Origin of the sequence: Mycobacterium paraffinicum, from assembly GCF_001907675.1 — a bacterium.
In the GTDB taxonomy this organism is placed as follows: Bacteria; Actinomycetota; Actinomycetes; order Mycobacteriales; family Mycobacteriaceae; genus Mycobacterium; species Mycobacterium paraffinicum_A.
In genome coordinates this window covers 1-21,551 of record NZ_MPNT01000059.1, presented here as the reverse complement: position 1 = coordinate 21,551, position 21,551 = coordinate 1, and the positions used below count along the sequence as shown (strand labels likewise).

22 protein-coding genes are annotated in these 21,551 nt (G+C 71.0%); 16 read left to right on the top strand and 6 right to left on the bottom strand.

Going from position 1 to position 21,551, the window contains the following annotated elements; translation table 11 throughout:
- From BRW65_RS30235 to BRW65_RS30200, 8 genes are all read left to right on the top strand, one after another.
- Positions 1-713: malate:quinone oxidoreductase (locus BRW65_RS30235; protein WP_139273330.1), on the top strand; the 713-nt coding region annotated here is incomplete at its 5' end.
- Entirely contained in the window at positions 710-1,189 is a 480-nt protein-coding gene (locus BRW65_RS30230) for a GNAT family N-acetyltransferase (protein WP_073881067.1), read from the top strand. The genes BRW65_RS30235 and BRW65_RS30230, both read left to right, overlap by 4 nt.
- The gene (locus tag BRW65_RS30225; RefSeq protein ID WP_073881065.1) at positions 1,186-3,015 is read left to right on the top strand and encodes a magnesium chelatase subunit D family protein; all 1,830 of its coding nucleotides are present in this window, start codon (positions 1,186-1,188) and stop codon (positions 3,013-3,015) included. The genes BRW65_RS30230 and BRW65_RS30225 overlap by 4 nt, the downstream gene beginning before the upstream one ends.
- 15 nt (positions 3,016-3,030) lie before the next feature.
- Entirely contained in the window at positions 3,031-3,645 is a 615-nt protein-coding gene (cobO, locus tag BRW65_RS30220) for a cob(I)yrinic acid a,c-diamide adenosyltransferase (RefSeq protein ID WP_073881063.1), read from the top strand.
- The gene (locus BRW65_RS30215; RefSeq protein WP_073881061.1) at positions 3,642-5,051 is read left to right on the top strand and encodes a cobyrinate a,c-diamide synthase; all 1,410 of its coding nucleotides are present in this window, start codon (positions 3,642-3,644) and stop codon (positions 5,049-5,051) included. The genes cobO and BRW65_RS30215 overlap by 4 nt, the downstream gene beginning before the upstream one ends.
- Before the next feature lie 9 nt (positions 5,052-5,060).
- A complete protein-coding gene (cobA, locus tag BRW65_RS30210) occupies positions 5,061-6,266 on the top strand; it encodes a uroporphyrinogen-III C-methyltransferase (protein ID WP_073881059.1) in 1,206 nt (401 codons plus the stop codon).
- Positions 6,267-6,299: 33 nt separating this feature from the next.
- Positions 6,300-7,892 (top strand): MFS transporter, encoded by a 1,593-nt coding sequence (locus BRW65_RS30205; protein ID WP_073881057.1) that lies wholly within the window; start codon positions 6,300-6,302, stop codon positions 7,890-7,892.
- Positions 7,893-7,992: 100 nt separating this feature from the next.
- Complete coding sequence (locus tag BRW65_RS30200; protein WP_073881055.1) at positions 7,993-9,741, top strand: proline--tRNA ligase; 1,749 nt, start codon at positions 7,993-7,995, stop codon at positions 9,739-9,741.
- Between the two features lie 21 nt (positions 9,742-9,762).
- Here the strand turns inward: BRW65_RS30200 and BRW65_RS30195 are convergent, their stop codons facing one another.
- Both BRW65_RS30195 and BRW65_RS30190 read right to left on the bottom strand, forming a co-directional pair.
- Complete coding sequence (locus BRW65_RS30195) at positions 9,763-10,209, bottom strand: ferritin-like domain-containing protein (protein WP_067749147.1); 447 nt, start codon at positions 10,207-10,209, stop codon at positions 9,763-9,765.
- On the bottom strand, positions 10,206-10,742 hold the full coding sequence (locus tag BRW65_RS30190) for a hypothetical protein (RefSeq protein ID WP_073881073.1): 537 nt from the start codon (positions 10,740-10,742) through the stop codon (positions 10,206-10,208). The genes BRW65_RS30195 and BRW65_RS30190 overlap by 4 nt, the downstream gene beginning before the upstream one ends.
- 202 nt (positions 10,743-10,944) lie before the next feature.
- Between BRW65_RS30190 and rimP the strand changes: the two genes are divergently transcribed.
- From rimP to BRW65_RS30160, 6 genes are all read left to right on the top strand, one after another.
- Entirely contained in the window at positions 10,945-11,478 is a 534-nt protein-coding gene (rimP, locus tag BRW65_RS30185) for a ribosome maturation factor RimP (protein ID WP_073881053.1), read from the top strand.
- The gene (nusA, locus tag BRW65_RS30180; protein WP_073881051.1) at positions 11,478-12,533 is read left to right on the top strand and encodes a transcription termination factor NusA; all 1,056 of its coding nucleotides are present in this window, start codon (positions 11,478-11,480) and stop codon (positions 12,531-12,533) included. The genes rimP and nusA overlap by 1 nt, the downstream gene beginning before the upstream one ends.
- A gap of 94 nt (positions 12,534-12,627) precedes the next feature.
- Positions 12,628-13,002 carry a YlxR family protein gene (locus BRW65_RS30175; RefSeq protein ID WP_208611958.1) on the top strand — a complete coding sequence of 125 codons (375 nt, stop codon included), beginning with the start codon at positions 12,628-12,630 and terminating at the stop codon, positions 13,000-13,002.
- Between the two features lie 65 nt (positions 13,003-13,067).
- Positions 13,068-15,827 (top strand): translation initiation factor IF-2, encoded by a 2,760-nt coding sequence (gene infB, locus BRW65_RS30170; protein WP_073881049.1) that lies wholly within the window; start codon positions 13,068-13,070, stop codon positions 15,825-15,827.
- Positions 15,827-16,300, top strand: a complete 474-nt coding sequence (gene rbfA / locus BRW65_RS30165; RefSeq protein ID WP_073881047.1) for a 30S ribosome-binding factor RbfA — start codon at positions 15,827-15,829, stop codon at positions 16,298-16,300. The genes infB and rbfA overlap by 1 nt, the downstream gene beginning before the upstream one ends.
- Positions 16,275-17,285, top strand: coding sequence for a DHH family phosphoesterase (locus tag BRW65_RS30160; RefSeq protein WP_073881045.1), 1,011 nt, complete (start codon positions 16,275-16,277; stop codon positions 17,283-17,285). The genes rbfA and BRW65_RS30160 overlap by 26 nt, the downstream gene beginning before the upstream one ends.
- Here the strand turns inward: BRW65_RS30160 and BRW65_RS30155 are convergent.
- The 3 genes from BRW65_RS30155 to BRW65_RS30145 form a co-directional block, all read right to left on the bottom strand.
- Entirely contained in the window at positions 17,282-17,857 is a 576-nt protein-coding gene (locus BRW65_RS30155; RefSeq protein WP_073881043.1) for a hypothetical protein, read from the bottom strand. The genes BRW65_RS30160 and BRW65_RS30155 overlap by 4 nt on opposite strands.
- Positions 17,858-17,879: 22 nt before the next feature.
- Positions 17,880-18,191: a hypothetical protein gene (locus BRW65_RS30150; RefSeq protein ID WP_139273329.1), complete on the bottom strand. Its 312-nt coding sequence runs from the start codon at positions 18,189-18,191 to the stop codon at positions 17,880-17,882.
- Between the two features lie 75 nt (positions 18,192-18,266).
- Complete coding sequence (locus BRW65_RS30145) at positions 18,267-19,016, bottom strand: enoyl-CoA hydratase (protein ID WP_073881039.1); 750 nt, start codon at positions 19,014-19,016, stop codon at positions 18,267-18,269.
- A 45-nt stretch (positions 19,017-19,061) separates the two neighbouring features.
- Here BRW65_RS30145 and BRW65_RS30140 point away from each other — a divergent pair, with 45 nt between their 5' ends.
- Positions 19,062-19,331, top strand: a complete 270-nt coding sequence (locus BRW65_RS30140; RefSeq protein WP_073881069.1) for a DUF2277 domain-containing protein — start codon at positions 19,062-19,064, stop codon at positions 19,329-19,331.
- On the top strand, positions 19,328-19,900 hold the full coding sequence (locus tag BRW65_RS30135) for a DUF1802 family protein (protein WP_073881037.1): 573 nt from the start codon (positions 19,328-19,330) through the stop codon (positions 19,898-19,900). The genes BRW65_RS30140 and BRW65_RS30135 overlap by 4 nt, the downstream gene beginning before the upstream one ends.
- Here BRW65_RS30135 and BRW65_RS30130 read toward each other — a convergent pair.
- A complete protein-coding gene (locus BRW65_RS30130) occupies positions 19,859-21,496 on the bottom strand; it encodes a CocE/NonD family hydrolase (protein ID WP_073881035.1) in 1,638 nt (545 codons plus the stop codon). The genes BRW65_RS30135 and BRW65_RS30130 overlap by 42 nt on opposite strands.
- Positions 21,497-21,551: the final 55 nt, after the last annotated feature.

Here is a 21,551-nt window from a genome sequence, read left to right as displayed (position 1 = left end):
GGGAGTTCCCGCGGGGACGGCGTCTCAGGGATAGCAAAACCCGGGGGCACGACGCCGCCAGCGGGGCCAAGGTGTACGAGGTTACGGCGCGGGGGGCCCGGCCACTTGGCGCGCTGCACCTAGACCTCCGGTACGTCAACGGCAAGTCGTGGTTGGTGTTCGGCCCGTACGCCGGGTGGTCACCGAAATTCTTGAAGCACGGCCGCCTGTCCGACCTGCCGCGCTCGGTGAAGCCGGACAACGCGTTGTCCATGCTCGGTGTCGGCCTCACCCAGCTGACGCTGGTCAACTACCTGCTCGGCCAACTGCGCCTCTCGGAACCCGACCGCATTCATATGCTGCGCGAATTCGCCCCCAGCGCAGTCGATTCCGACTGGGAGCTGACGGTCGCCGGTCAGCGCGTGCAGGTGATCCGGCGGGACCGGCGCAAGGGGGGCGTGCTGGACTTCAGCACCGCCGTGCTCGCGGCCGCCGACGGCAGCATCGCCGGGCTGCTGGGAGGGTCGCCGGGGGCGTCGACCGCGGTGTCCGCCATGCTCGAGGTGCTTGAGCGGTGCTTCGCCGGCCGCTATGGCTCCTGGCTGCCGAGGCTCAAAGAGATGGTGCCCTCGCTGGGCGTCGAGCTTTCCCGCGAGCCGGCGTTGTACGACGAGGTGTGGTCCTGGAGCACCGAGGTGCTGGGGTTGACGTCCGATTCGGGGGTTCGGTCATGAGTGAAGCGTTGCGTCGGTCCTGGGCCAAAGACCTTGGCGCACGCACCCTTTACGAGCTGCTGAAGCTGCGGGTGGAGGTGTTCGTGGTGGAGCAGGCGTGCCCGTACCCGGAGCTGGACGGGCGTGACCTGCTCGCCGAAACCCGGCACTTCTGGCTGGAGACCCCCGAGGGTGAGGTGATCTGCACGCTGCGGTTGATGGAGGAACACGCCGGCGGCCAGAAGACGTTCCGGATCGGCCGGTTGTGCACCAAACGCAGCGCGCGCGGGCAGGGCCACACCACCCGGCTGCTGCGCGCCGCCCTGGCCGAGGTGGGCGACTACCCGTGCCGGATCGACGCGCAGACGTACCTGGCCGACATGTACGCCCAGCACGGATTCGTCCGCGACGGCGAAGATTTCGTCGACGACGGCGTTCCGCACGTGCCGATGCTCAAGCCGTCCCGCCCCGCTTCCGGCATCACGGAGTTACCGTGAAGCCGTATCCGTTCAGCGCGATCGTCGGGCACGACCAGCTGCGCCTCGCGCTGTTGCTGTGCGCCGTGCGCCCGGAGATCGGCGGTGCGCTGATCCGGGGCGAGAAGGGCACGGCGAAGTCGACGGCCGTACGAGGCCTGGCCGCGTTGCTGTCCGCCGCGACCGACGGCGACGGCGCCGGCCTTGTCGAAATGCCCCTCGGCGCAACCGAAGACCGGGTGATCGGCTCGCTGGACCTGCAGCGCGTGCTGCGCGACGGCGAGCACGCGTTCTCGCCGGGGCTGTTGGCCCGCGCGCACGGCGGCGTGCTCTACGTCGACGAGGTCAACCTGCTGCACGACCATTTGGTGGACGTGCTGCTCGACGCCGCGGCCATGGGCCGGGTGCACATCGAGCGCGACGGCATCTCCCATTCGCACGAGGCCCGGTTCGTGCTCATCGGCACCATGAACCCGGAGGAAGGCGAACTGCGACCGCAGCTGCTGGACCGGTTCGGCCTCACCGTCGACGTACACGCGTCGCGCGATGTCGACGTGCGGGTGGAGGTGGTCCGGCAGCGCATGGCCTATGAGGCGGATCCCGACGCGTTCGTCGCCCGGTACGCCGAGGCCGAGGCGGAGCTGGCCGGGCGCATCGCGGACGCCCGGGCGCTCGTCGGCGAGGTGGTGCTGCCCGACAACGAATTACGGCGCATCGCGGCGGTGTGCGCGGCGTTCGACGTCGACGGGATGCGCGCCGACCTGGTGGTGGCCCGCACCGCGGCCGCACACGCCGCCTGGCGGGGGGTCAAGACCGTCGAAGAGCAGGACGTCCGGGTCGCCGCCGAGCTGGCGTTGCCGCATCGGCGCCGCCGCGACCCGTTCGACGACCCGGGCATCGACCGCGACCAGCTCGACGAGGCGCTGGCGCAAGCCGGCGACGACGAGCCCGAACCCGACCCGCCAGGCGGCGGACAATCCCCGGAAGGCACTGCGGAGCAACCGAATTCGGCAGCCACCCAGAAGCCGCAAGCACCGCGCCCCAGCGCGCCGCCGTCGAAGACCTTCCGCGCCCGGGCGTTGACGGTGCCCGGGGTCGGAACCGGCGCGCCCGGGCGGCGGTCGCGGGCGCGCAACGCCACCGGCAGCGTGATCGCGGCCGCAGAGGCCGGCGACGCGAGCTCCGGCGCGCACGGGCTGCACCTGTTCGCCACCCTGCTGTCGGCCGCCGAGCGCGCCGGCGCCGGGCCGCTGCGGCCGGGTCCGGACGACGTGCGACGGGCGATCCGCGAAGGGCGCGAGGGCAATTTGGTCATCTTCGTCGTGGACGCCTCGGGCTCGATGGCGGCGCGCGATCGGATGGCCGCGGTCAGCGGCGCGACGCTGTCGCTGCTGCGCGACGCCTACCAACGCCGCGACAAGGTCGCCGTGATCACGTTCCGCCAGCACGAGGCGCGGCTGCTGCTGCCGCCGACGTCGTCGGCGCACATCGCCGGCCGGCGGCTGGCGCGATTCGACACCGGCGGCAAGACCCCGTTGGCCGAGGGCCTGCTCGCCGCGCGCGAGTTGATCGTTCGGGAGAAGGCGCGCGATCGGGCCCGGCGGCCTCTGGTGGTGGTGCTCACCGACGGCCGGGCCACGGCCGGACCGGACCCGTTGGGCCGCGCCCGGTCGGCGGCCGGCCGACTGGTGGCCGAGGGCGCCGCCGCGGTGGTGGTGGACTGCGAAACCTCCTACGTGCGTTTGGGTTTGGCCGAGCAGTTGGCTCGCCACCTGGGCGCGCCGGCCGTGCGCCTCGAGCAGTTGCACGCGGACTCCCTGACGCGCGCGGTGCGAAACGCGGCCTGAGGAAGGTAATCGCTGATGCCCCAAGGCCGACCGGTCCAGGTGCCCGACGACGGGCTGAGCACCAGGGCGCGGCGCAACACGCCGGTCCTGGCGGTGCACACCGGCGCGGGCAAGGGAAAATCGACCGCTGCGTTCGGAATGGCGTTGCGCGCCTGGAACGCCGGGCTCTCCGTCGCCGTGTTCCAGTTCGTCAAGAGCGCGAAATGGAAGGTGGGGGAGGAGGCCGCCTTCGCCCGACTCGGTGAACTGCACCAGCAGCACAACGTCGGCGGGCCCGTCGAATGGCACAAGATGGGCGCGGGCTGGTCGTGGTCCCGCAAGGCGGGCAGTGAGCTCGATCACGCGGCGGCCGCCGCCGACGGGTGGGCGGAGATCGCGCGCCGGCTGGCCGAGCAGCGCCACGACTTCTACGTACTGGACGAGTTCACCTACCCGCTGAAGTGGGGATGGGTGGACGTCGACGAGGTGGTGGACACGCTGCTGGCGCGGCCCGGCCACCAGCACGTCGTCATCACCGGGCGTGATGCCCCGCAGCGGTTGATCGAGGCCGCCGACCTCGTCACCGAGATGACTAAGGTCAAGCACCCGATGGACGCGGGCCGCAAGGGGCAGAAGGGCATCGAGTGGTGAGTGTCCCCGCCGTCGTCGTCGCCGCGCCGGCGTCGGGCAGCGGAAAGACCACCATCGCAACGGGTTTGATCGGTGCACTGCGGCGCGCGGGTCATGTCGTGGCAACGTTCAAGGTCGGCCCGGACTTCATCGACCCCGGCTATCACGGCCTGGCCGCCGGGCGCCCCGGCCGCAACCTCGACCCGGTGTTGGTCGGCGAGAACCTGGTCGGTCCGCTGTACGCCCACGGCGCCGGCGGCGCCGACATCGCGGTGATCGAGGGGGTGATGGGACTCTTCGACGGGCGAATCGGCCCCGCCGCGACCGGCCCTGCCGAAGGCTCCACCGCGCACGTGGCGGGCCTGTTGGGCGCACCCGTGATCCTGGTGGTCGACGCGCGCGGGCAGAGCCATAGCGTCGCCGCACTGCTGCACGGGTTCTCGACCTTCGACGCCGCGACCCGGGTTCGCGGCGTGATCCTCAACCGGGTCGGTTCGGCCCGGCACGAACACGTGCTGCGGCAGGCCTGCGAGCAGGCCGGCGTCGCGGTGCTGGGGGCTATCCCGCGCGCCGCTGAATTAGAGCTGCCGACAAGGTATTTGGGACTCGTGACCGCGGTGGAGTATGGCCGGCGCGCGCGGCATGCCGTCGAGGCGATGACCGATCTGGTCGCGCGCCACGTCGACCTGGCGGCCGTGGCTGCGGTCGCGGCGAGCCGCGAGGCAGCGACCTGGGACCCGGCGACGGCGGTGGGGGAGCCGCCCGGCGCGCGCGCCACCGTGGCGATGGCGGCGGGAAAGGCGTTCACCTTCGCCTATGCCGAGCACACCGAGCTGCTTCGGGCCGCCGGCGCCGACGTGGTCGAGTTCGACCCCCTCGCTGATTCGTTGCCCGACGGCACCGACGCCGTGGTGCTGCCCGGCGGCTTCCCGGAACAGTTCACCGCCGAGCTCTCGGCCAACGACGTGGTGCGCCGGCAGATCAACGAGCTGGCCGCCGCGGGCGCGCCGATCCACGCCGAATGCGCCGGCCTCATCTACCTGGCCACCGAACTCGACGGTCACCCGATGTGCGGGGTGCTGGCCGGGTCGGCGCGGTTCACCCCGCACCTGACGCTGGCCTATCGCGACGCCGTCGCCGTTGCCGAATCGCCGCTGTACAGCGCCGGGCAGCGCGCCGTGGGACACGAATTCCACCGGACCGCAGTCACTTTCAGTGACAGCTACCAGCCCGCGTGGGTGTACCGGGGCAACGACGCGGACGCCGTGCGAGACGGCGTCGTGCACGGCGGCGTGCACGCGTCGTACCTGCACACCCATCCGGCCGCGGCGCCGCAGGCCGTCGCGCGGTTCGTCGCGCACGCGGCCGGGGGCCGGGCGGGCGACCCGCTTCGCCCGGCCCCCGGCCGCGCTCGCGGTCGCCACTAGGCTTGCCGGGTGACCGAGAACGCCTACCTCGCCGGGCTGCGCCTGGCCGGCAAAAAGGTCGTCGTGGTCGGCGGCGGCTCGGTCGCCCAGCGCCGGCTGCCCTTGCTCATCGCCAGCGGCGCGGACGTCCACGTCATCTCCCGCAGCGCCACCAGGTCGGTCGAGGCCATGACCGGAATCACGTTGTCCCTGCGCGAATACCGCGACGGTGACCTCGACGGAGCCTGGTACGCGATCGCGGCCACCAACGACCCGGAAGTGAATGCGGCCATCGTCGCCGAGGCCGAACGCCGCCACCTCTTCTGCGTCCGCGCCGACATCGCCGTGGAGGGAACCGCGGTGACACCGGCGTCCTTCCGCTACGAGGGGTTATCGGTCGGCGTGCTGGCCGGCGGCGAGCACCGCCGCTCCGCGGCGATCCGCTCGGCCATCCGCGAAGCGCTGCAGACCGGGCTCATCGCGCAGGACAGCGCGGTGAGCTCCGACGTGGCGCGCGGCGGGGTGGCACTGGTCGGCGGCGGCCCCGGTGACCCAGAACTGATCACGGTGCGCGGGCGCCGGCTGCTGGCCCACGCCGACGTCGTCGTGGCCGATCGGCTCGCGCCGCCGGAGCTGCTGGCCGAGCTCCCGCCCCACGTGGAGGTCATCGACGCCGCCAAGATCCCGTACGGGCGCGCGATGGCGCAGGACGCCATCAACGACGTCATGATCGAGCGCGCCCGCTCCGGGAAGTTCGTCGTCCGCCTCAAGGGCGGGGATCCCTTCGTCTTCGCCCGTGGTTATGAGGAAGTGCTGGCGTGCGTCGACGCCGGGATCCCGGTCACCGTGGTGCCGGGTGTGACGAGCGCCATAGGAGTGCCCGCCCTGGCCGGCGTTCCGGTCACGCACCGGGCCATAAATCACGAATTCGTGGTGGTCAGCGGCCATCTGGCGCCCGATCATCCCGAATCGTTAGTGAATTGGAATGCGTTGGCCGCGATGTCCGGGACCATCGTTTTGCTGATGGCCGTGGAACGCATCGAACTTTTCGCCGACGTGCTGATAAACGGTGGCCGACCTGCGGATACTCCAGTGCTGGTGGTCCAGCATGGGACGACGGCCGCTCAGCGGACTTTGCGGGCAACGCTCGCCGACACGCCCGAAAAGATCCGCGCCGAGGGCATCCGACCTCCCGCGATCATCGTGATCGGGCCGGTCGCCGGATTCGGGCTTTAAACGATTCTTAAGATTACTGTAAGGTAACCCTTTATGACGGCCCTCAACGAAACAGAGCGCGCGATGCGGAACTTCACGTCCGCGCGCCCCGATCGTCCGGCCCCGGCGCGCTCCTCGCGCCCGGCGGAGACCGCCTCCACCCGCATCAGCAAGTACTACCCGGCCTGGCTGCCGTCCCGTCGCTTCATCGCCGCGGTGATCGCCATCGGCGGGATGCAGTTGCTGGCGACCATGGACAGCACCGTCGCGATCGTCGCGCTGCCCCGGATCCAGAACGAACTGAGCCTGTCCGACGCGGGCCGCAGCTGGGTGATCACCGCGTATGTGCTCACATTCGGCGGGCTGATGCTGCTGGGCGGCCGGCTGGGCGACACCATCGGGCGCAAGCGCACCTTCATCGTCGGCGTCGCGTTGTTCACCATCTCTTCGGTCCTGTGCGCGGTCGCCTGGGACGAGGCGACCATGGTCATCGCGCGGCTCTCGCAGGGTGTCGGGTCCGCCATCGCCTCGCCGACCGGGCTGGCGCTGGTCGCGACGACCTTCCCCAAGGGCCCGGCCCGTAACTTCGCGACGGCGGTATTCGCCGCCATGACCGCCATCGGTTCCGTGATGGGCCTGGTCGTCGGTGGGGCGCTGACCGAGGTTTCCTGGCGGCTGGCGTTCCTGGTGAACGTGCCGATCGGGCTGGTGATGATCTACCTGGCCCGCACCGCGCTGCGCGAGACCAACCGCGAGCGAATGAAACTCGACGCGACCGGGGCCATGCTGGCCACGCTGGCGTGCACCGCGGCCGTCTACGCCTTCTCGATGGGACCGGAGAAGGGCTGGGTGTCGTTCACCACCATCGGCTCCGGAGTGGTCGCCATGGCCGCCGCGCTCGCCTTCATCATCGTCGAGCGGACCGCCGAAAACCCCGTCGTGCCATTCGATCTGTTCCGCGACCGCAACCGACTGGTCACCTTCGCCGCGATCTTCCTGGCCGGCGGACTGATGTTCAGCCTGACCGTCTGCATCGGCCTGTACGTCCAGGACATCCTCGGCTACAGCGCGTTGCGCGCCGGCGTCGGCTTCATCCCGTTCGTCATCGCGATGGGGATCGGCCTGGGCGTCTCGTCGCAACTGGTGTCGCGGTTCTCGCCCCGGGTGCTGACCATCGGCGGCGGCATCCTGCTGTTCTGGGCGATGCTCTACGGCTGGGGCTTCATGCACCGCGGCGTGCCCTACTTCCCCAACCTGGTGCTGCCCATCATCGTCGGCGGCATCGGCATCGGCATCTGCGTCGTCCCGCTGACGCTGTCGGCCATCGCCGGCGTCGGTTTCGACCAGATCGGCCCGGTGTCGGCGATCGCGTTGATGCTGCAGAGCCTCGGCGGCCCGCTGGTGCTCGCCGTCATCCAGGCCGTCATCACCTCTCGGACGTTGTACCTGGGCGGCACGACCGGCCCGGTGAAGATCATGAACGACCTCCAGCTGCACGCGCTCGATCAGGGCTACACCTACGGCCTGCTGTGGGTGGCCGGGGTGGCCGTCGTAGTCGGCGGTGCCGCGCTGCTGATCGGCTACACGCCCGAACAGGTGGCGCACGCCCAAGAGGTCAAGGAAGCGATCGACGCCGGCGAGCTGTAGCTCTCAGCCGCCGACCGTCACGCCAGAGTGGCGTCGGCACGTGAGCGTTGCGCTGGCGTGACGCTCGTCGCAGGAACCCGCACCGCTAGGCTGGCCCGCTGTGATCACCCGGATGTCCGAGCTCTTTGTGCGCACCTTGCGCGACGATCCCGCTGACGCCGAAGTGCCCAGCCACAAACTCCTGATCCGGGCCGGCTACATCCGGCCCGTCGCGCCCGGGCTGTACAGCTGGCTGCCGCTCGGCCTGCGGGTGCTGCGCCGGATCGAGCGCGTCGTCCGCGAAGAGATGGACGCGATCGGCGGGCAGGAGATCCTGTTCCCCGCCCTGCTGCCGCGCGCGCCCTACGAGACGACGAACCGGTGGACCGAATACGGCGAGGGCGTGTTCCGGCTCAAGGATCGCCGCGGCAACGACTACCTGCTCGGGCCGACGCACGAAGAGGTGTTCACCCTGACCGTCAAGGGCGAATACAGCTCCTACAAAGACTTTCCGGTGCTGCTCTACCAAATCCAGAACAAGTACCGCGACGAGGCGCGGCCACGGGCGGGGATCCTGCGGGTGCGCGAGTTCGTGATGAAGGACTCGTACTCCTTCGACATCGACGACGCCGGGCTCAAGGCCGCCTATCACGCGCACCGCGAGGCCTACCAGCGCATCCTCAACCGGCTCCAGGTGCGCTACGTGATCGTCTCCGCGGTCTCGGGGGCCATGGGCGGCAGCGCCTCCGAGGAGTTCCTGGCCGAGAGCCCCGTCGGTGAAGACACGTTCGTGCGCTGCCTGGAATCCGGGTACGCGGCCAACGTCGAGGCCGTCGTCACCGCCCGCCCGGACGCCAAGCCCATCGAAGGGTTGCCGGAGGCGGTGGTGCACGACACGGGCGACACCCCGACCATCGCCACGCTGGTGGACTGGGCCAACACCGCCGACCTCGGCCGCACCGTCACCGCGGCCGACACGCTGAAGAATGTCCTGCTCAAGGTGCGCCAGCCGGGCGGGGAATGGGAGCTGCTGGCCATCGGGCTGCCGGGCGATCGTGAGGTCGACGACAAGAGACTCGGCGCGGCGCTCGAGCCGGCCGAATACGCGTTGCTCGACGACGCCGACTTCGCCAGGTATCCCTTCCTGGTGAAGGGCTACATCGGCCCGAAAGCCCTGCGGGACAACGGGGTTCGCTACCTGGTCGACCCCAGGGTGGTGGACGGGACCAGTTGGATCACCGGGGCGGACGAGCCGGGCCGGCACGTCGTCGGCCTGGTGGCGGGACGGGATTTCACCGCCGACGGCACCATCGAGGCCGCCGAGGTGCGCGACGGCGACCCGTCTCCCGACGGCGCCGGCCCGCTGGTGTCGGCCCGGGGGATCGAGGTCGCGCACATCTTCCAGCTCGGCCGCAAATACACCGACGCCTTCACCGTCGACGTGCTCGGCGAGGACGGCAAGCCGGTGCGGCTGACCATGGGGTCCTACGGCTTCGGGGTGTCGCGAATGGTGGCGGTGATCGCCGAGCAACACCACGACGAGCTGGGCCTGCGCTGGCCCGCGGAGGTCTCGCCGTTCGACGTGCACCTGGTGATCGCCAACAAGGACGCGGACGCGCGCGCCGGAGCCACCGAGCTGGCCGCCGACCTGGACCGGCTGGGTGTGGCGGTGCTGCTCGACGACCGTCAGGCGTCCCCGGGGGTGAAGTTCAAGGACGCCGAGTTGCTCGGCGTGCCGTGGATTCTGGTGGTGGGCCGCGGCTGGGGCAACGGCGTCGTCGAGCTGCGTGACCGCTTCGGCGGGCAGACGCGCGAGCTGGCCACCGGGCCGTCGCTGGCCACCGACATCGCCGCCGCGCTGAGCGGATAGCGCTCGAAATCCCTTGCGGCGCTAGTCGTTTCCGCCCGGGAAGCTCGTGGTGATGGGCCACGCGCCCAGCACGCGGTTCCAGCGGGCGGCCATCACGGCGCTCTGGGTCAGGGCCGTCGAGGAGAAGGCGCGGTCGTCGGCCGTCTCGGCGTGCTCGATCACCACCCGCCATGCCGACGCGCAGTCGTTCTCCATCCGGGCGGCCAGGCGCGCGGCGTCCGCGGCGCTGCCGATCAGCATCGGCAGCTGGTAGCCGGGGGCGGCGACCGGGGCGTTGACCTTGCGGGCGGTCAGCATCGCGATCACGTCGTCGCGGCGCTGGCGGTGCTGCAACAGTGCCTCCACCACCATGCCGTTCACGCTGGGCGGCGACAGCGCCGAGACCATGCCGTAGCCGTAGATCGTCGAGTGTTCGATGGCCAGCGCGTCGCACAGCGCCGCGTTGTCGGCGTCCTTGCCGGAACTCATATCGACGGGCCCCCGGGCACCAGGGCGACGGTGTACGACGCCGTGCACGACGCGATGATCGACGCCAGCAGCCCGGCCCGGTAGCCCGATTCCCCCGCCACCAGGCGGCTGGCACTGTCCGCCGAAGCCCGCAACGCGTTGATCACATCGGACACCGGGGGTGGGGGCGGTGGCGGGCCCGGCGGCTCGGCCGCGCTCGGGCTGGGGCTCGTCGTCTCGCTGGTCGACGAGCTGGTGATCTTGCCGGCCGCGCGCGAGATCTCCGTCGACAGCGCGCGGGCGTGCGCGGCGCGTTGATTCGCCACCACCGCCAGCGCGGCGGCGATCTGCGGTGGGTTGCCGACGGCCGCCGCGGCGGCACCGGCCAGCGCGCTGTCCTTGCGGGCCTGGTCCAACGGCCCCAGCAGCTCTTCGACGGCCGGGGGTTTGGGCGGGGACTCGCCGCAGGCGGAGCTGACCACCCCGAGCGCGGCCAGAGCCACGCCGCCGGCGAGCACACCCCGCCGGTTGACGGGGGGAACTGCGCTAGACACAAACACATCCTGCCATCGGTGCGCGGGCGGGTACGAAGCCAGGCGCGAACGGGCCGTCAGAGCCGATTCCTGGCGTATCGTTGATAGCTGGCTCTCGCGGAACGGCAGCCTTCGCGTTCCGTTAGGACACTGGAGCCGCCCGCAAACCACGGGGCGGCGACGCCCTCCAGCTGACCGGACAACTCAAGATGAGGAGCTCGCCGTGACCACCGGGCTACCTTCGCAGACACAGGTGATCGAGCTACTCGGTGACGAGTTCGCGCGCGCCGGATACGAGATCGAAGACGTGGTCATCGACGCCCGGACGCGTCCCCCGCGGATCACGGTGGTCGCCGACGGCGACAAATCCCTCGACCTGGACACCATCGCCATCTTGTCGCGCTCGGCGTCGACTTTGCTGGACGGCATGGACGGCATGGACGGCATCGAAGACCGCTACGTGCTCGAGGTGAGCTCGCCGGGCGTGGACCGCCCGCTGACCAGCGCGAAACACTTCCGCCGCGCCCGCGCCCGCAAGGTCGACGTCGTCCTGTCGGACGGTTCGCGGCTAACGGGCCGTGTCGGCGAGACCCACGATGACGCCGTCGCGCTGGTGGTCCGCGAAGGCCGCGACTACCGGCTGCGCGACATTCCGCTCGCCGATATCGCCAAAGCCGTTGTCCAGGTGGAGTTTTCGCCCCCAGCCCAGGCGGAGCTGGACCTGGCGAGCCGTCCCGACAGGAAGGAGCGGCGCTGATGAATATCGACATGGCGGCGCTGCATGCCATCGAGGTGGATCGGGGCATCTCGGTCAACGAGCTGCTCGAGACGATCAAGTCGGCGCTGCTCACCGCCTACCGGCACACCGAGGGCCACCAGAACGATGCGCGCATCGAGATCGACCGCAAGACCGGTGTCGTTCGCGTCGTCGCCCGCGAGACCGATGAGGACGGCAACGTCATCAGCGAATGGGACGACACCCCCGAGGGTTTCGGGCGCATCGCCGCGACCACCGCGCGGCAGGTCATGCTGCAGCGGTTCCGGGACGCGGAGAACGAGCGCACCTACGGCGAGTTCTCCACCCGCGAGGGGGAGATCGTCGCGGGCGTCATCCAGCGGGACAGCCGCGCCAACGCGCGCGGTCTGGTCGTGGTGCGGATGGGCACCGAGACCAAGGCCTCCGAGGGTGTGATCCCGGCGGCCGAACAGGTCCCCGGCGAAAGCTACGAACACGGCAACCGCGTGCGTTGCTACGTGATCGGTGTGACCCGCGGTGCCCGGGAGCCGATGATCACGCTGTCGCGGACGCATCCCAACCTGGTGCGCAAGTTGTTCTCCCTGGAGGTTCCCGAGATCGCCGACGGCTCGGTCGAGATCGTCGCGGTGGCCCGCGAGGCCGGCCACCGCTCCAAGATCGCGGTGAAGTCCAACGTTCCCGGCCTGAACGCGAAAGGGGCCTGCATCGGCCCGATGGGCCAGCGGGTGCGCAACGTGATGAGCGAGCTCTCCGGGGAAAAGATCGACATCATCGATTACGACGAGGACCCGTCGCGGTTCGTCGCCAACGCGTTGTCGCCGGCCAAGGTGGTCTCCGTGTCGATCATCGACCCGAACGCGCGGGCCGCCCGCGTGGTGGTGCCCGATTTCCAGCTGTCGCTGGCCATCGGCAAAGAAGGCCAGAACGCGCGGTTGGCCGCGCGGCTCACCGGGTGGCGCATCGACATCCGCGGCGATACGCCGGGCGGTTCCGAGGCGCATTCACAAGCCCACCCCGAACACGGCGCCACGCATCCGATGGCGCACGAGCGTTAGCCCAGCAACCCCGCCCGCCATGGCCGCCGCGGGCGAGAGCGCCCGGCACCGTCGGGCGGTTCTGACGATCGGGTATGTGACGCTAGACTGAGCCGTGATCCAGCGTGAGCCTCCGGCCCGGGCGCACAGGCGTGTGGACGGACCAGTCCGAACGTGTGTCGGGTGCCGGGAGCGAGAGTTGGCCGTCGAACTGCTTCGCGTAGTGGCTGTGTCGCGCGGGAACGGCGAATATGCCGTGATCGTTGACACCAGGAGTAGCCTGCCGGGGCGGGGTGCATGGCTGCATCCCGCATCGCAGTGCGTGCAACAGGCGATTCGGCGGCGGGCTTTCACGCGAGCGCTGCGCATCGCCGGTTCACCGGACGTGTCCGCGGTGGTCGAGCACCTAGAGTCTCTAGGCGCGCCCGATCGTCTCGGCATCAACAGAAGAGGCAGCAAAGAACATGAGCACACCGTGAAGTCCCGATGACCATGCGTCATAGCTAAACCCGGAGGCGCGGCCCCACGACTGTCGCCTCCCAGACAGGAGATGTAGTGGCAGGTAAGGCCCGCGTACACGAGTTGGCTAAGGAACTCGGTGTTACCAGCAAGGAAGTTCTCGCCCGGCTGAATGAACAGGGCGAATTCGTAAAATCCGCATCGTCAACGGTGGAGGCGCCGGTCGCTCGTCGACTGCGCGAATCCTTCGGGGGCGGCAAGGCGGCTCCCCAGAAGACCGCGCCCAAGGCAGCCGCCAAGGCTCCCGCCAAGGGGCCGGACAAATCGCTCGACCAGGCTCTCGACAAGGCCATCGGCAATGGTGAGGCCGCCGGCGCGCCGACGACGGCGCAGGCCGCCCCGCCCGCGCCCACGGAAGCGCCGGCGCGTCCCGGTCCGGTGCCCGGCCGCCCCGCGCCGGGACAGCCGGGTCAGCCGAAGCCACCCGCGCCCGGCCAGCCGACCGCCCAGCCCGCACCCCAACCCGGCATGACGCCGGGTCCGCGCCCCGGTCCGGCGCCGAAGCCCGGGGTGCGCACCCCGCGCGTCGGCAACAACCCGTTCTCCTCGGCGCAGCCCGTCGACCGGCCGATCCCGCGCCCGGTGCCCCGCCCGGGCGCGCCCCGGCCCGGCGCCCCGCGCCCCGGCGCTTCGCCCGGCAGCATGCCGCCCCGCCCCGGCGGCGCCGCTGGTCAGGGCCGCCCGGCCCGGCCCGGAGCCCCGCGGCCCGGTGGTGGACGTCCGGGCGGTCCCGGCGGTCGTGACGGTGGCGGCGGCAACTACCGCGGCGGTGGTGGCGGCGTCGGCGCCCCGCCCGGGGGTGGCGGCGGCGCGGGAGGTTTTCGAGGCCGTCCCGGCGGTGGCGGTGGCGGCGGTGGCCGCCCCGGTCAGCGCGGCGGCGCGGCCGGCGCGTTCGGCCGTCCCGGCGGTGCGCCGCGACGCGGCCGCAAGTCCAAGCGGGCGAAGCGCGCCGAGTACGAGAACATGCAGGCGCCGGTCGTCGGCGGCGTGCGGTTGCCGCACGGCAACGGCGAGACGATCCGGCTGGCCCGCGGCGCGTCGCTGAGCGACTTCGCCGACAAGATCAACGCCAACCCGGCCTCGCTGGTGCAGGCGTTGTTCAACCTGGGCGAGATGGTGACGGCCACGCAATCGGTCGGCGACGAGACGCTCGAGCTGCTGGGCAGCGAGATGAACTACGTCGTCCAGGTCGTCAGCCCGGAGGACGAGGACCGCGAGCTGCTGGAGTCGTTCGACCTGACCTACGGCGAGGACGAGGGCGGCGAGGAAGACCTGCAGACCCGGCCGCCGGTGGTGACCGTGATGGGTCACGTCGACCACGGTAAAACCCGACTGCTGGACACCATCCGGAACGCCAGCGTCCGCGAGGCCGAGGCCGGGGGCATCACCCAGCACATCGGCGCCTACCAGGTGTCCGTCGACCTCGACGGCACCGAGCGGCTGATCACCTTCATCGACACCCCCGGTCACGAGGCGTTCACCGCCATGCGTGCCCGCGGGGCGAAGGCCACCGACATCGCGATCCTCGTGGTCGCCGCCGACGACGGCGTGATGCCGCAGACGGTGGAGGCCATCAACCACGCGCAGGCGGCCGACGTGCCGATCGTGGTGGCGGTCAACAAGATCGACAAGGAGGGTGCCGACCCGGCGAAGATCCGCGGGCAGCTCACCGAATACGGCTTGGTGGCAGAGGATTTCGGCGGCGACACGATGTTCGTCGACATCTCCGCCAAGGAGGGCACCAACATCAAGGCGCTCGAGGAGGCGGTGCTGCTGACCGCCGACGCCGCCCTGGACCTGCGGGCCAACCCCGACATGGAGGCCCAGGGTGTGGCCATCGAGGCGCACCTGGACCGCGGCCGCGGCCCGGTCGCCACGGTGCTGGTGCAGCGCGGGACGCTGCGGGTCGGGGACTCGGTGGTGGCCGGCGACGCCTACGGTCGTGTTCGCCGCATGGTCGACGAGCACGGCGAGGACGTCGAGGAGGCGCTGCCGTCGCGGCCGGTGCAGGTCATCGGCTTCACGTCGGTGCCCGGCGCCGGTGACAACTTCCTGGTCGTCGACGAGGACCGCATCGCCCGCCAGATCGCCGACCGGCGCAGCGCCCGCAAGCGCAACGCGCTGGCGGCGCGGTCGCGCAAGCGGATCAGCCTGGAGGACCTGGATTCGGCGCTGAAGGAAACCAGCCAGCTGAACCTGATCCTCAAGGGCGACAACGCCGGTACGGTCGAGGCGCTCGAGGAGGCCCTGATGGGCATCCAGGTCGACGACGAGGTGGAACTGCGCGTCATCGACCGCGGTGTCGGTGGCATCACCGAGACCAACGTCAACCTGGCGTCGGCGTCGGACGCGGTGATCATCGGCTTCAACGTGCGCGCCGAAGGGAAGGCGACGGAGCTGGCCAACCGCGAGGGCGTGGAGATCCGCTACTACTCGGTCATCTACCAGGCGATCGACGACATCGAGAAGGCCCTGCGCGGCATGCTCAAGCCGATCTACGAGGAGAAGGAGCTGGGTCGCGCCGAGATCCGCGCGATCTTCCGGTCCTCGAAGGTGGGCATCATCGCCGGCTGCATGATCAGCTCCGGGGTGGTGCGGCGCAACGCGAAGGCCCGCTTGTTGCGGGACAACGTGGTTGTCACCGAGAACCTCACGATCAACTCGCTGCGACGGGAGAAGGACGATGTGACCGAGGTCCGCGAGGGCTTCGAGTGCGGTATGACGCTGGGCTACTCCGACATCAAGGAAGGCGACATCATCGAGTCCTACGAGCTCGTCGAGAAGGAGCGCGCCTGATGGCCGACCCGGCCCGGGCGCGCCGATTGGCCAAACGCATCAACACGATCGTCGCCTCGGCGATCGAGTTCGAGATCAAGGATCCCGGCCTGGACGGGGTGACCATCGTCGACACGAAGGTCACCGCCGACCTGCACGACGCGACGGTGTTCTACACCGTGATGGGCCGCACCCTGGACGACGAGCCGGACTACGCCGCCGCCGCGGCCGCACTGGAGCGGGCCAAGGGTGCGCTGCGCACGATGGTGGGGGCGGGCACCGGCGTGCGCTTCACGCCCACGCTGACGTTCACCCGCGACACCACGCTGGATACCGTGCAGCGGATGGACGAGTTGCTGGCGCGCGTCCGCGCCGCGGACGCCGACCTGGCGCGTGTCCGCTCGGGGGCCAAGCCGGCCGGGGATGCGGATCCGTACCGTGCCAGCGGCTCGAGCGACGGGGACACCGGTGACGACGACCGACGCGAAGACTGAGCCGTCCCGCGCCGCGGGAGCCGGAGCACGCGTCGACGCCCGCGGCGCGGTCGAATTACTTTCCGCCGCCGAAAGTATCGCGGTGGTTGCCCATGTCCACCCCGACGCGGACACCATCGGCGCCGGGCTGGCGCTGGGCTTGGTGCTGGACAAGTGCGGCAAGAGTGTCGAGGTCGGTTTCGCCGAGCCGGCGACGCTGCCGGAATCGTTGGCGTCGCTGCCCGGCTGTGGATTGCTGGTCGGTGCGGACACGATGCGGCGCGACGTCGATTTGGTTGTGACCGTGGATGTTCCGAGCGTCAAGCGGCTCGGCGCGCTGAGCGATCTGGCCGGTGCGGGCCCGGAGTTGCTGGTGATCGACCACCACGCCTCCAACGAGCTGTTCGGGACCGCGAACTTCGTTGACGTGTCGGCGGATTCGACCACGATGTTGGTCGCCGACATCCTCGACGCGTGGGACAAGCCGATCGACCCGGACGTCGCGCACTGCATCTACGCCGGGCTGACCACCGACACCGGGTCCTTCCGCTGGGCCACCGCCCGCGCCCTTCGGCTCGCGGCGCGGCTGGTCGAGGCGGGGGTCGACAACGCGGCGATCAGCCGGACGCTGATGGACAGCCACCCCTTCAACTGGCTGCCGCTGCTCTCCCGGGTGCTGGGCTCCGCGCACCTGCTGCCCGACGCCGCCGGCGGCCGCGGACTGGTGTATGCGGTTGTCCGGCACCAGGATTGGGTCAGTTCGCGCCCGGAGGAAGTCGAGAGCATCGTGGACATCGTGCGCACCACGCAGCAGGCGGAGGTGGCCGCGGTGTTCAAGGAAGTCGACCCGCTGCGATGGTCGGTGTCAATGCGGGCCAAGGCCGAAGTGGACCTGGCGGCGGTCGCGTCCGGGTTCGGCGGGGGCGGTCACCGGCTGGCCGCCGGCTATTCGACCAGCGGCCCGATCGAGGAGGCGGTGGCCTCGCTGCGCAGCGCCCTGGGCTAGAACGCCCAGCTGCCCGAGCGCTGCAGCACGAATCCGTGGTCGCCGCTGGTGGTGTCCAGGCAGGCCACCAGGTTGTCGGCCCCTACGGCGCACGTGACGTTGAGGTACGTCAGCTTCTGACCCGCCCCCAGCAACTTGCCGCCCGGCGGCAGGGCCGCGGGGCTGCCGTCACACCCGCCGTAGGACATCCGGCTCAACTGATAGCCCGGCCCCTTGAACTCGGCGGAACCCACCAGGCAATCGCCCGGGTGTGGCCGCCCGCCGAGGACGGGAACGTCGTCGATCCCGGGCATGTCGCCCTTGCACTTGATGTCCTGTGACGGCTGCGGCGCCGGCGCCGGGCCGCCGTAGAAGTCGCACGCCAGCGAGTACGGGGTGGAGAAACTGATCCGGGGCGGGGTGCCCGGTCCGGAGCTGACCACGTAACCGTCCGCCGGGACGGGGGCGAAACCGTCCAGGCTGGGAAAGCCGGGCGGCTGCGCGGCCGCGCGCGGCGCGGGGCCCGCGATCGCGAACGTGAGCGCCAGGGCGCCCACCAGGACCCTCACCGTGACGTCGACGACCGCGCGCATCAGCTGATCGTATGGGTTGGCTTCAGTTCACCCATAAACCAACGGCGATCAAAACCGACCCAACGGCCGTGACCAGGCCTAATGCCGGCCACTTCCACATCCCCGGGCGCCCGCGCGCGCCGGCGATCAGCGCCCCGATGCATGACACCAGCAGCGCCACGGCAATTCCCCCGACGATGACGACCGCCCCGCCAAACGTGCGGTGGACGAAGTGGGTGACCCCGGGGCTGTCGCAGTTGTCGCTGCATATCGGCAGCATCAACCACATCGAGGACAACACCGCCAAGGCGACGGCCCCGGCGCTGACCACCAGCTGCGCGACGAACAGCAGCACGGTCGCGACGATGTCCGCGGTCGCTCGCCTTCGCCGCTGAGGCGGCGGAAATTGCGTCATCGGGATCGGGGGCGGCTAACGGACCTGCGCCCGCCCGCGCTGCAGCACCGCCTCGCGGTTGGCGGCGATGTCGTCGCCGCTGGTCCGGAACTGGCGGGCCGCCGTCGCCTCCTGCCACAACCCCGCGCTGGTCTGCGCGTCGTCGATCCGGTGATAGGACGCCAGCAGCGCGCGCACCGCGTCCTGGTTGTTGCCGACGATCGACGCCGCCACCGCGCGGGCGGTGCCCAACAGCTGGTCGTGCGGCACCACCTCGGTCACCAGTCCGGCGCGCAGCGCATCGGCCGCCGACAGGTAGTCCCCAGTCATGCTCATGCGTCGGGCCAGCCCGACGCCCACCTTCTGGGGCAGCCGCACGCTCAGCCCCCAGGTGGGCAGCAGGCCGACCCGGGCATGCGTGTCGGCGAACCGGGCGTTCTCGGAGGCGATCAGGATGTCGCAGCAAAGGGCCAGCTCCAGCCCGCCGGTCACCGCGGCGCCGTTGATCGCACCGATGACCGGCTTGCTCAGCGCCGGCCACCACGGGGAGATGTACGGCAGCGCCGAGGAACCGCTCAGCTCTTTGAGGTCCAGGCCCGCGCAGAACACCGGGTCGGTGCCGGTGACGATGATGACGTCGACGTCCTCGTCGGCATCCGCGTCGGTCAGGGCCCCGAGGAACCGGTCCCGCAGTGCCGAGGACAACGCGTTGCGGGACTGCGGCCGGTTGAGGGTCAGGGTGCGCACCCGCTCGTCGGTTTCGATCAGCAGGATGTCGTCGGTCATGTGTTCACCGTAGAGGGATGGCTCGCGGCGCCTATCGTGGATCCCATGTGCCGGAACATCACCGAGCTGCGGGGCTTGCAGCCGGCGGCCACGCCCGAGGAGATCGCGGCGGCGGCGCGCCAGTACGTGCGCAAGGTCAGCGGCATCACGCGTCCGAACGCGGCCAACGCCGAGGCCTTCGAAGCCGCCGTCTCCGAGGTCACCGAGACGACGACGCGGTTGTTGGCGGCGCTGCCCCCGCGGCGTCAGCCGCCCAGGACCGTCCCGCCGCTGCGACGGCCCGGCGTGATCGCCCGGCTGGCCGGGCCGCAATGACCCGCGCCGCCGCCACCGGAACCACGACGCCCGCGCTCAAGGAGTGGGGCGCGGCGGTGCATGCCCTGCTGGACGGGCGGCAGCAGGTGCTGCTGCGCAAGGGCGGCATCGGGGAGAAGCGCTTCGAGCTGGCCGCCGACGAGTTCCTGCTGTTCCCGACGGTCGCGCACAGCCACGCGGAGCGCGTCCGGGCCGAGCATCGTGACCTGCTGGAGGGGGCCGCCGCCGACAGCACCGAGGATCGTCTGGTGATCCGGGCGGCCGCGAAAGTCGTTGCCGCGGTGCCGGTTAACCGGCCCGAAGGCCTGCCCGCGATCGAGGACCTGCACATCTGGACCGCCGATTCGGTGCGCGCCGACCGGCTCGACTTCCGCCCGAAGCACAAGCTCGCGGTGCTGGTGGTGTCGGTGCACCCGTTGGCCGAGGCGGTGGACGTCAGCCGCACGCCCGAGTACGGCGGCTGCAAAAGCTGGGTGCGGCTGCCGGTGCGGGCGGCGTTCGCGCCGCCCGTTCACGATGAAGCCGCGCTAGCCGAGGTCGCCGCCCGCGTCCGCCGCGCCGTTGGCTGACAGGTCGAGCGGACCGACGGGCAGCAGCAGCCGGGATCGGCCGTACCGCACGGTGTGGGTGGCAGGCTTGGACTGCCGGCCCGTCAGGATCGGCTCGTCGGTGCCCAGGTTGCGGGCGTAACGGGGGAACCAGCTGCCGGCGATCAGCACCCGGATGCGGGATCCGGCGCGGAAGCGGTGGGCGGTGCCGTCGAGCTCGATGCGGACGGTTTTCTTCGAGTTCTTGGCGGCGGCCTCGAGCCGCCGGTAGCCGTCGCTGACGTTTTTCGATCGGCCCTTGGCGTCGACCTCGCTCACCCGCACGAACAGGTCGACGTGGGGAATGTCCGCCCCGTGCGCCAGCTCGACCACCGGGCTCCCGTAGACGCACAGGTCCTGGGTGAGGGTGAGGCTGGTGAAGGCCAGCACGTCGTCGCGCGCGGCGAGCCGGCTGTCGTCGCGGTAGCCTCCGTTCGGCGACAGCAGCGGGCCGCCCGTGGTGGGTGTCGGGTCGGCGGGGTCGTAGCGGAAGGTGGCCGGCGCCAGCCGCGTCAGGCCCGTCGGCGCCGTCTCGCCAAGGTGGCCGCCCGGCCGCAGGTACAGCGCGCGTTCGGAGGTGGCCGGCGGCCAGTCGGCCACGTTGCGCCAGCCCTGCCCGGTGACGCAGACCCGCACCCGGCTGGGCCGGCCCGCGGGCGCGCCGCCCAGGTGGGTGTCCAGCCAATCCAGCGACTCCCGCATGCAGGTGCCCAGCCCGATGGTGAGCACCTGCGCGTGCGTCCAGGGGCCCATGGTGAGCGCGACGTCGAGGCCCCGCCGGCGCAGATGCGCGTATTGCTGCAGCGTCTGCCTGACGAAGATGTCCTGCCAGCCGCCGACCAACAGCACGGGCACGTCGACGCGATCCAGCGCATCGGCGCAGCGCCGCGCGTCCCAGAACGGGTCGCCGGGGTCGGTGCGCTCGACCCACGACTCGAACCACGGCGCGCCCGCACCGAGCAGCGCGCGGGCCGTCTCACCGACCGGGAGCCCGAGGGCCGCCTGCGCCACCTTGCTGCGGTTCTGCAGCTGGCGCAGCGCGGCCCGCGCCCTCACCGGATCCTCCTGGTGGGCCACCATGTCGCTCCAGCCCAGGAAGTCGTTGATGGCGAACGAGCCGGTGCCCCAGACGGATTCGTTGAAATCGTGCGGTCCCACGGTGATGACGGCCGCGGCCAGCTCCGGCGGGGGATCGGTCAGCAGCGCCCACTGGGTGAACCCGAGGTAGGACAGGCCGACGGTGGCGAAGCTGCCGGTGAACCACGGCTGGTCGCGCAGCCAGGCCACGGTGTCGGCGCCGTCGGCGGCCTCGTTGGCCATTGGCTCGAAATCCCCGCCCGACCCGAACGTGCCGCGGACGCTCTGCAGCACGACGTGGTAGCCGCGGCTCGCGTACAGCGCCCCGAACAGCAGCGAGAACGGCAACGCGCGCCCGTAGGGCCCCCGGGCCAGCACGGTGCCGGCGGCCGACGCGGTGGCCGGTGCGTAATGATCGGCCACCAGGTCGACCCCGTCGCGCATGGGCACCCGCACGCGTTCGACGGTGTAGTCCGTCGTCGCCGGTCGCAGCCCCAGCAGCCGGCCGGCGGGGGGGGGGCGTGGCGCTGGGTGAGCTCGGGGGCGGGGGGCGGGG

Coding starts and splice junctions, on each gene's coding strand:
- BRW65_RS30145 (WP_073881039.1), bottom strand. CDS start 19,016: ATGACCGACGACATCCTGCTGATCGAAACCGACGAGCGGGTGCGCACC.
- BRW65_RS30135 (WP_073881037.1), top strand. CDS start 19,328: ATGACCCGCGCCGCCGCCACCGGAACCACGACGCCCGCGCTCAAGGAG.
- BRW65_RS30205 (WP_073881057.1), top strand. CDS start 6,300: ATGACGGCCCTCAACGAAACAGAGCGCGCGATGCGGAACTTCACGTCC.
- BRW65_RS30195 (WP_067749147.1), bottom strand. CDS start 10,209: ATGAGTTCCGGCAAGGACGCCGACAACGCGGCGCTGTGCGACGCGCTG.
- BRW65_RS30230 (WP_073881067.1), top strand. CDS start 710: ATGAGTGAAGCGTTGCGTCGGTCCTGGGCCAAAGACCTTGGCGCACGC.
- BRW65_RS30140 (WP_073881069.1), top strand. CDS start 19,062: ATGTGCCGGAACATCACCGAGCTGCGGGGCTTGCAGCCGGCGGCCACG.
- nusA (WP_073881051.1), top strand. CDS start 11,478: ATGAATATCGACATGGCGGCGCTGCATGCCATCGAGGTGGATCGGGGC.
- cobO (WP_073881063.1), top strand. CDS start 3,031: ATGCCCCAAGGCCGACCGGTCCAGGTGCCCGACGACGGGCTGAGCACC.
- BRW65_RS30155 (WP_073881043.1), bottom strand. CDS start 17,857: ATGCGCGCGGTCGTCGACGTCACGGTGAGGGTCCTGGTGGGCGCCCTG.
- rbfA (WP_073881047.1), top strand. CDS start 15,827: ATGGCCGACCCGGCCCGGGCGCGCCGATTGGCCAAACGCATCAACACG.